This is a genomic window from Prevotella sp. P2-180, assembly GCF_002251435.1.
Taxonomy (GTDB): domain Bacteria; phylum Bacteroidota; class Bacteroidia; order Bacteroidales; family Bacteroidaceae; genus Prevotella.
Genome location: NZ_NPJI01000023.1, coordinates 47,951 through 61,902 on the forward strand (window position 1 = coordinate 47,951; position 13,952 = coordinate 61,902).

12 protein-coding genes are annotated in these 13,952 nt (G+C 44.1%); 4 read left to right on the forward strand and 8 right to left on the reverse strand.

Features of this window, described 5'->3' with window-relative positions; all coding sequences use genetic code 11:
- Nucleotides 1–4: 4 nt before the first annotated feature.
- From CIK98_RS03180 to CIK98_RS03215, 8 genes are all read right to left on the reverse strand, one after another.
- Nucleotides 5–1,192: an ABC transporter permease gene (locus tag CIK98_RS03180; RefSeq protein ID WP_094382836.1), complete on the reverse strand. Its 1,188-nt coding sequence runs from the start codon at nt 1,190–1,192 to the stop codon at nt 5–7.
- Nucleotides 1,176–2,363: an ABC transporter permease gene (locus CIK98_RS03185; protein ID WP_253249627.1), complete on the reverse strand. Its 1,188-nt coding sequence runs from the start codon at nt 2,361–2,363 to the stop codon at nt 1,176–1,178. The genes CIK98_RS03180 and CIK98_RS03185 overlap by 17 nt, the downstream gene beginning before the upstream one ends.
- Nucleotides 2,360–3,349, reverse strand: a complete 990-nt coding sequence (locus tag CIK98_RS03190; RefSeq protein WP_094382837.1) for an HlyD family secretion protein — start codon at nt 3,347–3,349, stop codon at nt 2,360–2,362. Before CIK98_RS03190 ends, CIK98_RS03185 begins: the two co-directional genes overlap by 4 nt.
- A gap of 4 nt (nt 3,350–3,353) precedes the next feature.
- Nucleotides 3,354–4,802: a TolC family protein gene (locus CIK98_RS03195; RefSeq protein ID WP_094382838.1), complete on the reverse strand. Its 1,449-nt coding sequence runs from the start codon at nt 4,800–4,802 to the stop codon at nt 3,354–3,356.
- Between the two features lie 42 nt (nt 4,803–4,844).
- On the reverse strand, nt 4,845–5,717 hold the full coding sequence (locus CIK98_RS03200) for a hypothetical protein (protein ID WP_094382839.1): 873 nt from the start codon (nt 5,715–5,717) through the stop codon (nt 4,845–4,847).
- A 141-nt stretch (nt 5,718–5,858) separates the two neighbouring features.
- Nucleotides 5,859–6,887, reverse strand: coding sequence for an endolytic transglycosylase MltG (mltG, locus tag CIK98_RS03205; protein ID WP_094382840.1), 1,029 nt, complete (start codon nt 6,885–6,887; stop codon nt 5,859–5,861).
- A 53-nt stretch (nt 6,888–6,940) separates the two neighbouring features.
- On the reverse strand, nt 6,941–8,092 hold the full coding sequence (locus tag CIK98_RS03210) for a zinc ribbon domain-containing protein (RefSeq protein WP_094382841.1): 1,152 nt from the start codon (nt 8,090–8,092) through the stop codon (nt 6,941–6,943).
- 53 nt (nt 8,093–8,145) lie between these two features.
- A complete protein-coding gene (locus CIK98_RS03215) occupies nt 8,146–8,835 on the reverse strand; it encodes a glycoside hydrolase family 25 protein (RefSeq protein WP_094382842.1) in 690 nt (229 codons plus the stop codon).
- A 78-nt stretch (nt 8,836–8,913) separates the two neighbouring features.
- On the opposite strand from CIK98_RS03215, the gene CIK98_RS03220 reads away from it, so the two are divergent.
- Genes CIK98_RS03220 through CIK98_RS03235 form a run of 4 tightly spaced genes read left to right on the forward strand, consistent with a single transcriptional unit; the run spans nt 8,914 to nt 13,885 of the window.
- Entirely contained in the window at nt 8,914–10,086 is a 1,173-nt protein-coding gene (locus CIK98_RS03220; RefSeq protein ID WP_094382843.1) for a clostripain-related cysteine peptidase, read from the forward strand.
- Nucleotides 10,087–10,121: 35 nt separating this feature from the next.
- A complete protein-coding gene (locus tag CIK98_RS03225) occupies nt 10,122–11,837 on the forward strand; it encodes a glutamine--tRNA ligase/YqeY domain fusion protein (protein WP_094382844.1) in 1,716 nt (571 codons plus the stop codon).
- Nucleotides 11,838–13,259: a lipopolysaccharide assembly protein LapB gene (locus CIK98_RS03230; RefSeq protein WP_094382845.1), complete on the forward strand. Its 1,422-nt coding sequence runs from the start codon at nt 11,838–11,840 to the stop codon at nt 13,257–13,259.
- Nucleotides 13,256–13,885, forward strand: a complete 630-nt coding sequence (locus CIK98_RS03235; RefSeq protein ID WP_094382846.1) for a DedA family protein — start codon at nt 13,256–13,258, stop codon at nt 13,883–13,885. Before CIK98_RS03230 ends, CIK98_RS03235 begins: the two co-directional genes overlap by 4 nt.
- Nucleotides 13,886–13,952 lie beyond the last annotated feature (67 nt).

Consider the following 13,952-nt stretch of genomic DNA (forward strand, 5'->3'; position numbering starts at 1 on the left):
CAAGTCAACTACGCAACTCATTGACATGATGACGGTAAACTGCACAGGCGAGCAGGAAATACACTGCCATCTGAACCAGCAAGGCGCGATATTCCAAAGCAATATCCGCCAAGGTGGCGCCCATGGTATTCACACGCACAAAACTTCTGATGCCAAAGGTGGAAGGGAAAAGCCACGAAATACATTCCCAAAAACGTGGTATATTACTGCCCGGCCACGACACGCCAGAAACAAATAGCAACGGCACAGACATAAACACCACCAGAAGAATAACATTCTCACGATGGCGTACCATGCAGGACACGGTAATGCCGAAGAATATGCATACAAGAATATAAGGCAGCATCAAGGCAACAAGAGTGGCGGCGGATGTCAACGACGTGAAACCAAAGAGTTGAGGCACCACAAGGGTAAGATAGGCCGCATGCACGACATATATCATGAAATAACACATGGTCTTTCCCAACACTACAATTATTGATCCAGGAAGCATGCTTGCTGAAGAAACCGGCACAAAGAAACGATTTTTCTCACGGGCAGTACCCGCTGCAAGGCCAATGCCAAGAACCAACGTCTGCTGGATGATAAGCATCAGAACACCGGGAATGATAAACGACCCATATCCAGAAGTAGGATTAAACAATGCCACTTCTTCTAACTCAAGCGGTCTGGTAGATATTTCGTCCTGGCGATTGGTCGTGTTACCAGACAGTTTTACCTGAATGTCAGAATTCATTTGCGAACATACATTCATGGCAGTCTGAAACACTGCCTTATAATGAAGCATAAGGCTCATATCACAATAGACAGAAATGGTGGCTTGCTCCATAAGGTTAAGACGTCTGCCAAAGTCAGAAGCAATGACATATATGCCGCTGGCATCTCCCCTGGCAACGATTCTCTTCGCCTCGTCAATGCTTCCTGCCATATAAGCCACATCTACATCAGAAGAGGCATCGGCCATACGCACAAAAGTCCTGCTCTCCTCACAACAAGCAAGGTCGACCACAACCACTGGAACCTCATGTACAGTCTCATTATTGTATATCCATGAATAAAGCAAAGGATATACAAGAGGAACGAGTAGGAAAAAAATCAATACTCCTTCATCTTTCACCACATTCTTCATCTCGTTTTTCCAAACGAGGCAGATATCGCTGATACCACTGATTATATTACGGAATATATTCATAGTTCTTCATTGCATTATGAAGTTTAGGAAGCATAATAATCGGAAGCATGGCGAATGCAACCAAGGCTATCACATGCCAAAACACGTCGGAAAGCGGGTAGTCATTAAATATTGAGGTCTGGTAAATGACGAAGTAGTGACGCAAAGGAAACAGCCACGACAACGACTGAAGGGCTGGATCCATGGAAGTGACAGGATAAGCAGTGCCAACCATTGAGAAACTGAGAACTGCCCATAACGAACACACGCTCATCGACATACGCATGGATGGCATAAGGGCAAAGACAAATAGGCCGAACCCTTCAGCAGCCAGCACTATGAGCAGACCACTCAAGAGCAGTATGCCCCACCCTCCCGGACATGGAAAATGCAGGATAGCATAAACATAAACCATATAGCCATAGACCACCACGAGGCTTACGAGAGCCTGTGGTATCATTTTTCCTGTCACAGCCACCACAATATTGTCGCCCGCCTTCTCAAGCCACTGCTTAGAACGTCCATACTTGATTTCTGTGCCAAGGGAATATGCCGTGACAAGGAAAATAAACAACATTATCACCCCCGGAACAAGCATAGTGGAGAGATATACATTATAATTGGTATAGGGATTAGAAATCTGATGAAGTGAAACGACTATTGGTTGGAGAAATGTCATAACCTGCTTGTCGGTTGCTCCCTTGGCCCTAAGGGTGGTCTGACCCACAGCAGCCGAACCGAGAGTGGCAATAGTTCTAAGATCCTTATACACGAGAGAACCAGCTGTAAGAGACGTCATAGTGTAATAAAACGACACTTTAGGCTGACGACCGGCCACTAGGTCAGCCGACATAGCCTCGGGCAATAGGAGGAAACCATAAATCTCACCTCTCTGCATTGCCTTCCTTGCCTGATTGACACTGCTATACTTACCAACCACATGGCTATTTTGAAAAGCGTCGAGACGACGGATGATATTGCGTGAAGTAGCAGAATTGTCAAGATCAACAACACCCACAGGTATGTCAGCCGGTTGCCCCTCATCCATTAGAGTAGTGAAAAACACAGTCACCAGCAAAGGAAAGAGAAAAAGGCAAACAGCATACATGGCGTCGCGCTGGATAATACCACACTCCCTAAGCATGGTATACCAAAGAGCCTTGACAAAAGATACAACAGGCTTATTGGTCATGGTTTCTTTATCACAAGTGACATTCCCGGACGCAAGCCCTCAAGAGGAGTGACAGGACGCGCCTTTACCTCAAAGGTTTTCAAGTCGAAATCCCCATTATCCTTGGTTGCTTTCCAAACAGCATAACTGCCCTGGTCTTTCATATAAAACACTTTCAATGTAATATCTTTATTGAAAGCAGGCACAAAAGCGACAAATGTTTTACCTACGGCAAGACCTTCAAGCAAGTCTTCACGCACATTGAACGAACCCCATACATCGTTCATAACAGAGATGCTCATAATAGGCGCTCCAGTACCCACCAGTTCGCCCACACGAGGGTACACCTCACTTACTTCTCCTTCCACTTGGGCTACTTGTACAGTTTCCTTTATGTATGAGTCAACCTCATCGACAGCCCCCTTAGCCCGTTCAACCTGAGCCGCAGTAGCCATTTTTTCCTCGCGTCGGGCACCATTTCTTGCCAAGTCATACTGACTTTGAGCAGCTTTCACCTGAGCCTCCATGGCCTTAAATGTAGCAAAAGCCTCATCTCTTTTTTGTTCGCTCATGACCCCTTCGTCAAAAAGCCTTTGCACTCTGCCATACGATTTCTCAGCAATCTCAAGTCCAGCCTTAGCCTGTTGGAGCACCTCAAACGCGCCCCTCACCTGTTCTTGCCTTGCCCCATTCACAGCCATTGCATTCATAGCAGCCGCAGCATCTTCAGCCCCTTTAGCTTGTGTCATCTTAGCCCTCACCTCAGGGGCGTCAATTATGGCAAGCGTGTCGCCAACCTTAACATAGTCACCCTCCTTAACACGCAGTTCTACAATCCTGCCTGGCACTTTGCTCGACACACGATATTCAGTCACTTCTACCTGTCCCTGTATCGATCTGTCCTTTTCACCAAGAGTGAAGAAGCCAATCAATGCCACTACTACTACAACGGCAGTAAAGCCCAATGCAGCAAGCAATATGTTGTTATGTTGCGTTTTCTTTGACATAATATTATTCGTGTAAAGTTCCAAGAGCCTTCCTTAAGGCCACCTGGCTGAGTTTAACATCAATTTCTGCATCAATCCGCTGAGACTGAGCCTGTAGCCATGCAGTCTGAGCTTCTATCACGGCTGTAGATTCCATCACACCCTCTTTGAAACCCACATTAGCACACCGAAGGTTTTCCTCCGCCTTGCGTATGTTAGAGTTAGCCATAGTAAGCCTTTTATAAGCTTCGTCCATCTTGTATCGGCTTTGGCTTACCTGAAGGTCCACCTTTTCCCTTGCATCATTCAGTTCAAGTGTGGCAATGGTTGTAGCATTTTTTGATGCTCTAACCTTGTAGGCCACATCTCCCCAATTCCATACAGGCACACTCACCACTACGCCCACGTTCCAAAGTCCCACAAATTTGTTTTCAAATCCGTTGGTGACGCTTGGATTTGTAACTGTATATCCACCAGCTAATGCTATTTTCGGCAGGTTACCCGCCTTAAGCATATTGGTGGTCTGTTTACTCATGTCAACAGTATTTTCCATCACTCTTAGTTCTGGTCTCAACGAATAGTCATTCTCAGAAAGAATGTTACAGGTCAATCTGTCTTCAGCAGTTTCCACCTCAACATCCTCTACATCAAAAGACTCGTCTACTGGCATTCCACAGAGTTGGCAAAGAAGCATTTTTGACAAGGCGAGCCCGTTGTTCACTTGCAGAAGCGACATTTCAGCCTCGTTCACTTTTACTCCCACCTTGAGTCCGTCTGCCTTTGTGGCAACTCCCTCACTTATCATTTTGCTTATATCGCTATCCAGTTTTTTGACCAGTTTAAGGAAGCTCTCCGCCAATTCTTTTTTGTGTTTCAGTGAAACGACGTTCCAGTAGGCCTTATCGATATTGTATAGGGTCATTTGCTTTTGTGCATCTGCCGTATTGCAAGCGATATCCTCTGCAATATCAGCCATTTTGTTCATGGCTATGATACTTCCTCCCATAAACAAGGGCTGTGTGACTTGTAGGGTGGCAGCAAAGAGGTTACGAGTGTCTGTATGCAAAGCGTCAACAAGACTTAGTCCTGTAGCATTCAACATGTTTGTAAGAGCCCCTATCTGTTCTTGTGAGAGTGTCTGTGTTATGTCGGGCATAATCTGTCCGATAGCTCCCATTGACGAAGAGCCTAAATTTTGGAGTTCCACTTTTTGGTCGTCGTTAAGCAAAGAGAACTCCTTACTTACATACATGTAGCCTCCGAAAGCGTTTACATGCGGCAAGTATTTTGTGCGAGCCGATTTTCTGACATTTTTTGCCAGCTCCAGCTTCGCTCTTGCGACCCCCATCTGCTTGTTGTTGCGCAAAGCCATTTGTCTACAACTGTCAAGGCTGAATATTCTCTGTGCCATGGCAGTAGTAGCAGTCAGACACGCTACGACAAGAGTTGAAAAAAGACACTTTCTACGAATCATTCTGAATATAATATGTTCAAATCCAATATCGCTTTTATTTGTTTAATTGAAAGCAAAGGTACGTGAGCCTATCATGTTTCCGTCGGCAAATATGCTCACTGTATAAGTTCCTGCCTCGAGGTATTCTGTCACCTGTCGGTAAGTAGATAGCGTGATTGCCTCACCAGAATATTCTACGGCTTTCTTCATTGTACACTCCAATGTACGGTTTTCATACTGGAAAGAGCCACCACCTCCGAGTGTAGTGCCGTTTGGGGTTGTTATTCTTACATAGAACGTGCGCAATCCGTTTGACGCTGTCACGTTTCGTGCCACAGTGAAGTCGACCTGAAAGCTCTTGCAGTCTTTTATTTTCTTTGCGGGCTTCCCGTTTTTTTTCTTTGCGGTCATTGTTATTCCAGTTGCGTCGAGTTGTGCAGCTATAGCGACTTTTTGCGAAAGCGATTCCTTTTCGTTGCTAAGACCTTCTATCTGTCTTGTGGCTTCTGCATATTGTCCCTTCACCCTGTTGTTCTCAGCGGTAAGGTTTTGGTTCAGTCTGTTGAGCGAGTCTATTTCAAGCACGTAAGTTCTCAAGACGGCCCTGACGGTAGCGAGTTCTTTCTTCAGTCTTGCAATTTCTCTTGCGTCAGAAGCCTTTACTCTTTTCAATTCCTCCAGCAGTTCCTGTGTTCTCAACTGTTCCTGAGTGAGTTGTGCCACGATGGAGTCGTTGTTGATTTGAGTTTTCATTTCGCTATACTGTCTTGCAAACTGCTCATATTCATTCTCCATTTCCTTTTTGTCAAGTATTGCGAGTTCTTGCATCTCCTGATTTGCTTTTTTCTGTTTTGAGAGATCCAATCCCAGATAAGCCACTCCGGCTGCAAGCAATATGATGACAGCTACAAGAGGAAGAATTATTTTTTTGTTCATATTCGGGTTTATATTATATTATTTATGTTATACGATTGCAAAATTAGGGAAAAAAGTCGAATATTCAATGTAGTTATCATCGATTATCCCCTAAACATTATTAAAATTATGAGAAATTAGGAAATTTAGAACATATTTCCCTCATTTTATCCCCCTATTGTTTAGTGCCTTTGTGTATTTTGCGGCATTTTGTAGATGTTCGGCATATGTTACGGCAAAGTTGTGTGTTCCTGAGAAGTCCTCCTTTGCACACATGTATAGATAGTCGTGATGTACATAGTTAAGTACGGCATCTATGCCTGCCACAGAAGCTATTTTTATTGGTCCTGGCGGCAGTCCTTGGTTTTTGTATGTATTGTAAGGACTGTCTACTGTTAGAAGTTTATGATATATTCTTCTTAGGGCAAAGTCTTTCAGTGCAAACTTTATTGTCGGGTCAGCTTGCAATGGCATACCTTTTTTCAATCTGTTGAAATACATTCCAGCTATCATGGGTTTCTCTGAATTGTTTGCCGTTTCCTCGTCCACGATGCTTGCCAGTGTTGCCACTTCATCTTTTGTAAGTCCCATGGCGTTTGCCTTGGTCGTTCTTTCTTCATTCCAGAAGTTGTTGTTTGCCTTTTCCATCTTCTTCATAAGTTTGTCGAGCGAGATGTTCCAGTACACCTCGTATGTGTCTGGAATGAACAAAGCCATCACTGTGGATGTGTCACAACCGTATTTGTTGCAGAATTCCTGATCGGCCAGTTGCTCAGCCACTTCCGCACTGTCGAGCATCAGTTTATGAGCCAACACGGCAGCCAACCGGTCTGTGGTACGCGATTCTGGCATTGTAAGTTTCACTGGGCTTTGCATACCGTTTTTCATTTTTCTGAACAATGAGAATGTGCTTTCTCCCGGTTCTACAGCATATCGGCCTGTACGTATTTTGTCGCCATCATAACCAAAGTGTCTTGCCATATTTGAGAAGGCATTCACTGCATGGCTATTCCCTACCTTTTCCAACTTTACGACCACCGAGTCTGTTGTATCGTCGGCATCAATGTAGATATATTCTGTATTAGACTGTTTCGAGAATTCTGTGAAGAAGAAACAATAGAGCAGAATGGCTATTGCTACCACAACAGCCAACACTGCATATACATAAATCTTTGGTCTGAATGTTTTCATTTTCAGGATTGTTTATATATATATTAATGTACGTGCGCGCGTAAAGTACAAAGTTACTGTACAATTCGTTGCATATTAAGTTCTGAAATTTTATTGTCGGGCGAAACAGATGCTTTCACCTTGAAGGTGTCCAATGAACTATTAGAGTCGCCGGAGAGTTGTGTAATTTTGTCTATTGAGAAATTCACTTTAAATGCGAACAAACCATTTCCCCGGTCAATTTTTTCGATTGTCCAGTCGTTGTTTAGTCTGAATTCCACATTTTCCACATGTGCTTCATTATGAATCTTGTGCATATACTCTATGACATCATTCTTGTTAGCGTTTTCCTTATGCAAAAAACTTGTGAGAATAATGTCGACACACGATACAAGTGTAGCCTCATCATTATTTGCCAAAGCGTTGAAGAACGAAGTGAATATCTCACTTATGTTAGCCTTGTCTTCTGCGTTTACCTTTTTCGAGTCAAGAAGCGTATAAGCGTCATGTGCTTGGTCTATATACATCCCGTCAGCATGTTCGTCTATATATTTCTGATATGCCTCGATGGTGTTTTTCTGTGTAGCTTCCATCCAGTCTATTGAATCTATTTTCAGTTTTGCCTCCACGTTGTGCAGGCTGTTTGGATAAAGTTGCATATATCTCAAGATGGCAGCCTTAGAATTGCTCACCACGGCATTAGTCCAGTCGGAGTCCACTTTTTTTAGCATTTCCAGATGGCTTTGTATAGAGTCACGATGCTCGCTTGGCGCATCTGCATAAATGTCTAGATAGTTTTGCAACACAGCCGGTTCGTTACTCATCATTGCATTCTCATAAGCCTCAAGCTCATTTCTCATCTGTGTTGTCTTATAGAAATACAAGCCCACAAACACCACTGCAAGTGCGATGACAAACGATACGACCCATGGAGTATAAGATTTTTTCTTTTTTTCGTTTTTATTCCCTTCGCCATTAGTGTCGCTGTTTGGTTCTACAGTTGCAACTTTGTGGGATTGCGAAGGCTCTGATTTTTCAGTATCATTGTTGTTTGTTGAAATCAACGGGCAGTGGCAGTTAGGACATAGGATCTGGTCGTTTAACACGATTTCTCCACATTCCGGACACTTTGTAATCTTACCTTGTATGCCCACACCACAACTTGGGCATGTAGCGGCCTTGTCACTAACCTGATGGCCGCATTCAGGACATTTTATTATTGCCATAATTCTATAAACTGTTTATCTTCATATTTTTGTTTTTTGTTCCAGGTTCTGTATCAGTGCCTGTAACGTATTTCCTTCAGTCCATGCTTTCCCATAAACCTGCTTTTATCCACATATCCTTTCACTCCTACTATTCTCCCCTTGCAAGTGTACTGCCATATTATGTACTCCTTGTCGTCAGCAAGCACAGGTTCCTCGTCTTTATATTGGGCTATCATCAGTGGATATTGCGGTATTTTCCCCACAAGCCACTTGTTGTAGAAGTTGGTATAAGTGTAGAGAAGAGGTTTCTGCTTGTATGCCTTTTCCACGAGGTCGAGAAACTTCATGAGCGAGTCACAGAAAGCTTCTGTCGACAGTCCTCCTTTAGTCTCGATATCTATCATAGGTATGAGGTCTTGTTCTCCTGGCCTACATTGTGTCATGAAGTTCTCAAGTTGCTTCACTTGTTCGGTCTTTGGCCTGTAGAAATGATAGCTTCCGACCTTCAGCCCATGCTTATGGGCCAGTATGATATTGTTTTCATACCTTTCGTCAATGCGGTCTCCTCCCTCGGTGGCCTTGAGATACACGTAGGCCATCTTTGTGTTTTCACCCACTGTTTCCCAAAACACCTCACCTTGATAGTGGCTAAGATCGATGCCATGTACATGATTGCAGGTGTCTTCACATTGTTCATACATATTTTGGGCATTTGCGCCCAATGCCAGCCCCAAAAAGGCTGTTAATATCAGTTTTTTCATAGTTAATTGCAAAATTTAGGTGCAAAGATACAAACTAATAACAAAAAAAGTGTATCTTTGCAGAAAAAAGTTTGAGAAATGAAATATTTATTAACCCTAATAGCAGGATTATTGCTCTTTACTTCATGTAAAGACGACAAGAAGGATGATAATTCTTCCATTTGCCAGCGCACTCTGATATGCTACGTCTGTGGTGACAACAATCTCTCATCTGATGCCAAGGAGAACATAACAAGCCTTATTCTTCAAGGCTCAAAGGAAATAGGAAAAGATAATATGATTGTTGTGGTGGTCGATAACCAGAAGACTAATCCAACACTCATACATGTAAGAAACGGTGAATACACTAAATCAGAACCATACGAAACTGATTTTTACATGACCGACCCAGAAAAGATGAGGCAAATTCTTACCTATATCATGAACGAGTACAAGTCAAACAGCTATGCCCTGTTGCTTTGGGGACATTCTACCGGATGGATGATGGAGCGCGACACGATTGCATACGCGAATACAAGAGGCTACGGTCCGGACAATATTGGCGAGACCGGTTCCGGCATAAACAAATGGATTAACTATACAGCGATGGCCAACGTCTTCTCCCAGCTTCCGGCAAAGTTCGACGTCATCATTGGCGATGTCTGCCTCCTGCAATGCGTGGAGATAGCCTATGAGTTGCGCAACTACACAAATTATATCGTAGGAGCTCCTTCTGAAGTGCCAGGCTACGGACTGCCATACGACTCTGTAATAAAATACATGTTTGGCTCAAGCGAAGAGGACTACAAGGTTCTTGCAAATGCCATTTACAACAATACAAAAGGCAGCTACCAAGTACCAACATCAGTAGTCAAGACATCAGCACTTGAAGACCTTCGCCAAGCCACACTTTCACTCGTGAAGTCGGGCAAATTGGAGGCAGAGCATTGTAATTTCAATGATGTAATATACTATTTTAGGTTTGAAGGTTGCCCTATTATGTATGACATGCAGAACATCATGCTCAAAAACCTCGATGAAGGCAGCTATACGGAATGGAAGAAAGCCTTTGACAATGCCGTGGTATATAGGGTGGCAGGCAGCCAGTGGAATACCCTCTATCCGTCAATATTCAACGACTTCACAGTTTCCGAGGAGAACTATGGCGGTCTGAGCATGTTTGTACCTAATACAGTATACAACACTATGTATACATACAAGCCCAACGACGACATACGCCATTACGAATGGAACATTTGGAACAATGAATAACAGTTTTTGCTAACGAGATATAAAACAGACACACAATGGAAGAAAAGAAAATCAACGAAGGCGAAGAGAAGAAAAGCCTTAGCTTTGTAGAACAAATGGTCGAGAAAGACCTTGAAGAAGGAAAGAATGCCGGTAGGATTCAGACTCGTTTCCCACCAGAGCCAAACGGATATATACACATCGGACACGCAAAGGCCATATGCATGGACTTTGGAGTAGCCGAGAAGTACAATGGTGTCTGCAACCTCCGATTCGACGATACCAACCCGTCGAAGGAAGACACCGAATACGTAGACTCCATCCTCCACGACATACAGTGGCTTGGATTCAAGTGGGGCAACGTATATTACGCATCCGACTATTTCCAGCAGCTTTGGGACTTTGCCGTATGGATGATAAAGAAAGGTCTCGCCTACATCGACGAACAGACCTCAGAACAGATAGCACAACAAAAGGGCACACCTACCACCCCGGGTACCGCAAGTCCTTACCGCGACCGACCGGTAGAAGAGAGCCTGAAACTATTTGAACAGATGAATACACCCGAAGCCGTTGAGGGCTCCATGGTGCTTAGGGCGAAGATGGACATGGCAAACCCGAACATGCACTTCCGTGACCCAGTGATGTACCGCATCATCCACACACCTCATCACCGCACAGGCACACAATGGCACGCCTACCCCATGTATGACTTCGCCCATGGCCAAAGCGACTTTTTCGAAGGTGTCACCCACTCCATCTGTACGCTTGAGTTCGTTCCCCATCGTCCTCTCTACGACAAGTTCATCGACCTTTTGAAAGAGATGCGTGGCGAGACAGCCGACATTAACGACAACCGCCCCCGCCAGATAGAGTTCAATCGTCTGAACCTCACATATACCGTGATGAGCAAGCGCAAGCTCCACCAGCTGGTAGATGAGAAATTGGTACGAGGCTGGGACGACCCACGAATGCCTACGGTATGCGGTATGCGTCGACGTGGCTATTCAGCCCAGAGTATCAGAAACTTCATCGACTCTATAGGATATACAAAGTTTGACGCTCTCAACGACTATGCCCTTCTGGAAGCAGCCGTTCGCGACGATCTTAACAAGAAGGCATGCAGGGTGTCAGCCGTACTCAACCCAGTAAAACTTATCCTCACCAACTACCCGGAAGGACAGTCAGAGGAGCTTGAGGCCATAAACAATCCAGAGAATGAAGCAGACGGAAGCCATACCATCACCTTCAGCCGCGAACTATGGATTGAGCGCGACGACTTCATGGAAGACGCACCAAAGAAGTTCTTCAGACTTTCACCTGGAAAGGAAGTAAGACTGAAAAACGCATATATAATAAAATGCACTGGATGCAAAAAAGACGATGAAGGCAACGTGACAGAGATATATGCCGAGTACGACCCACTGAGCAGGAGCGGTATGGAAGGAGCCAACAGAAAAGTGAAAGGCACCCTCCACTGGCTCAGCGTCAACCACTGCCAAAAGGCAGAGGTACGCCTTTACGACCGACTGTTCAACGTAGAAAACCCATCAGCCGACGATAGAGACTTCCACGACCTTCTCAACCCCGAGTCGCTAAAAGTGCTCAACAACTGTTATGTCGAGAACTATCTCTCAGAAAAGAAGGCTGGTGATTTTCTGCAGTTCCAGCGCATAGGCTATTTCACATTAGACCCAGACACCACACCCGGCCACTTGGTATTCAACCGTACAGTTGGCCTTAAGGACACATGGGCAAAGATTAACAAATAAATGCAAATAGACGAAGAGTATTTCAAAAGCGATGACTTCAAGGAACTCTTGAAGTCTTACGAGATGTCTGTCAAGTCAGGACAACCAATTTTTATGGATGTCGATGACTTGACAGACCTTATCGACTATTATAACCTCATGCACATGGACAAGGAGGCGGAAGAGACTGCAAACTATGCCCTTTCGCTATATCCAGGCGCATCAGGTCCCATCACCTATTTGGTAAGAAGATTCATAGACAGGGATGATCTCTCTGCAGCGGAAGAACTTGCAGAGGAAGTGGAAGACAAGGATATAGAGTACAAATTCATTAAAGCAGAAATATACCTGGCCCAAAACCAAGGCCATGAAGCTAATGATATTTTGGAAGATGCCATTCGGTGTGCCGACGAGGACGATGTGGACAACTGCATCCTCGACGCTTTAAATATTTTCGTAGACTATGGTTATTTTGACTTGGCCAAAGAGTGGCTGGACAAAGTGAAAGACATAGACAGCGAGGACTTCTATGAAATGAGTATAAAGATACACAGTGCCATCGGTAATGTTGACAAGGCTGAAAAAATCATCAACAAGCTGATAGACAGTAATCCATATAACGAAAAATACTGGAACATGCTGTCATACGTTCAGTTCGTCAACGGCAAGTTTGCCGATGCGCTCACAAGTAGCGAATACTCACTTGCCGCCAGCCCCAACAATCCTGGAGGCTTATCCTGCAAGGCACAAGCTCTGGTAAAGTTGTTCCAATACAAAGAGGCAATCAAATACTATAGTCTGTATTTCGAAATTTACCCTTTAGATGCCAACTGCCTCGTCCAGATAGGCTTCTGTCACATTAATCTGTCAAATTACCAACAGGCCATCAATGCATTTTCCAGTGCGCTTGCCAATGTCACCGACGACCCGGAGCTGCAGTGCACCATCTACGACAATCTTTCTTTAGCCTATAGTCACCTTGGTGAAAAAGAAAAAGCCTTGGAGATGATAAACAAGCTCAAGACGTATACAAATTATGTCGATCATCTCCACATCATGCTCCTTGAAGGTTATATACTTCTCGAGGCAGGAGACAAGGAGGGTCTTAAGATATTAAGCGAACTTCTTGATGAATGCTCCTACGATGCATTATACGTGTTGAAGGTTAGCGTTGTGCTTTACGAAAACCATCTTTGGAAGTCAGCATATACTCTAATGCAAACCAAGTTCCCCTTTGATACCAAAGACTATGGCCATTCATATTTCGCCCTCTACTGCTTTGAATTGGGAAAGGACGAGGAATTTCTTAAATATCTGAAGATGGGCGTAGAGTTAAATCCAGAAGAAGCTGAATTATCCCTTAGGCATCTCTTCCCGGAAGGAATGCGACCAGAAAACTATTATGAATTTATAATAAATCTGAAGAATAAATACAAAAAATGAACTTATCATCATTATTAAGTAATCTGAATTACGGAACCATACTGTTTCTCATGCTTATTGAGAGCACTGTGATACCATTTCCATCTGAAGTGGTGGTGGCACCGGCAGCCTACCATGCAGCCGCTGGATACCAGAACGTGTTTCTTGTGGTTCTCTTCGCCACCATTGGAGCCGACCTTGGAGCTGCCATAAACTATGCAGCCGCCTACTATCTTGGCAGGCCATTGATATACAAGTTTGCACGCAGCCGCTGGGGAAAAATGTGTCTGCTAAATGAAGAAAAGGTAGAGAGAAGCGAAAAGTATTTTGCCGACCATGGAGTCGTTGCAACCCTTACCGGCCGACTTCTTCCGGTGATACGCCAGCTCATCTCGGTACCAGCCGGACTGGCAAAGATGCATTTCGGCAAATTCATCCTCTACACCACCATAGGAGCTGGAGTATGGAACACTATTCTGGCTGCTTTGGGATGGTATCTCCACTCAATAGTGCCCGAGGCGCAACTTCAGTCGAAAATTGACGAGTATTCTGAATATATAAAGATTGTCATCATTGCATTATTCCTGATTGTAGTGGCATTTTTCACAATAAAAACGATAATAAAGAAACAAAAAAAGGCAGTTTGAAAAAAATGCTGCAATAATATTTGGAGTAATAAATAAAAGTTAGTATTTTTGCACATTATGTAAATAT

Excerpts from the sequence above, each read along its gene's own strand:
- CIK98_RS03180 (WP_094382836.1), bottom strand. The coding sequence starts at position 1,192 with ATGAATATATTCCGTAATATAATCAGTGGTATCAGCGATATCTGCCTC.
- CIK98_RS03185 (WP_253249627.1), bottom strand. The coding sequence starts at position 2,363 with ATGACCAATAAGCCTGTTGTATCTTTTGTCAAGGCTCTTTGGTATACC.
- CIK98_RS03190 (WP_094382837.1), bottom strand. The coding sequence starts at position 3,349 with ATGTCAAAGAAAACGCAACATAACAACATATTGCTTGCTGCATTGGGC.
- CIK98_RS03195 (WP_094382838.1), bottom strand. The coding sequence starts at position 4,802 with ATGATTCGTAGAAAGTGTCTTTTTTCAACTCTTGTCGTAGCGTGTCTG.
- CIK98_RS03200 (WP_094382839.1), bottom strand. The coding sequence starts at position 5,717 with ATGAACAAAAAAATAATTCTTCCTCTTGTAGCTGTCATCATATTGCTT.
- mltG (WP_094382840.1), bottom strand. The coding sequence starts at position 6,887 with ATGAAAACATTCAGACCAAAGATTTATGTATATGCAGTGTTGGCTGTT.
- CIK98_RS03210 (WP_094382841.1), bottom strand. The coding sequence starts at position 8,092 with ATGGCAATAATAAAATGTCCTGAATGCGGCCATCAGGTTAGTGACAAG.
- CIK98_RS03215 (WP_094382842.1), bottom strand. The coding sequence starts at position 8,835 with ATGAAAAAACTGATATTAACAGCCTTTTTGGGGCTGGCATTGGGCGCA.
- CIK98_RS03220 (WP_094382843.1), top strand. The coding sequence starts at position 8,914 with ATGAAATATTTATTAACCCTAATAGCAGGATTATTGCTCTTTACTTCA.
- CIK98_RS03225 (WP_094382844.1), top strand. The coding sequence starts at position 10,122 with ATGGAAGAAAAGAAAATCAACGAAGGCGAAGAGAAGAAAAGCCTTAGC.
- CIK98_RS03230 (WP_094382845.1), top strand. The coding sequence starts at position 11,838 with ATGCAAATAGACGAAGAGTATTTCAAAAGCGATGACTTCAAGGAACTC.
- CIK98_RS03235 (WP_094382846.1), top strand. The coding sequence starts at position 13,256 with ATGAACTTATCATCATTATTAAGTAATCTGAATTACGGAACCATACTG.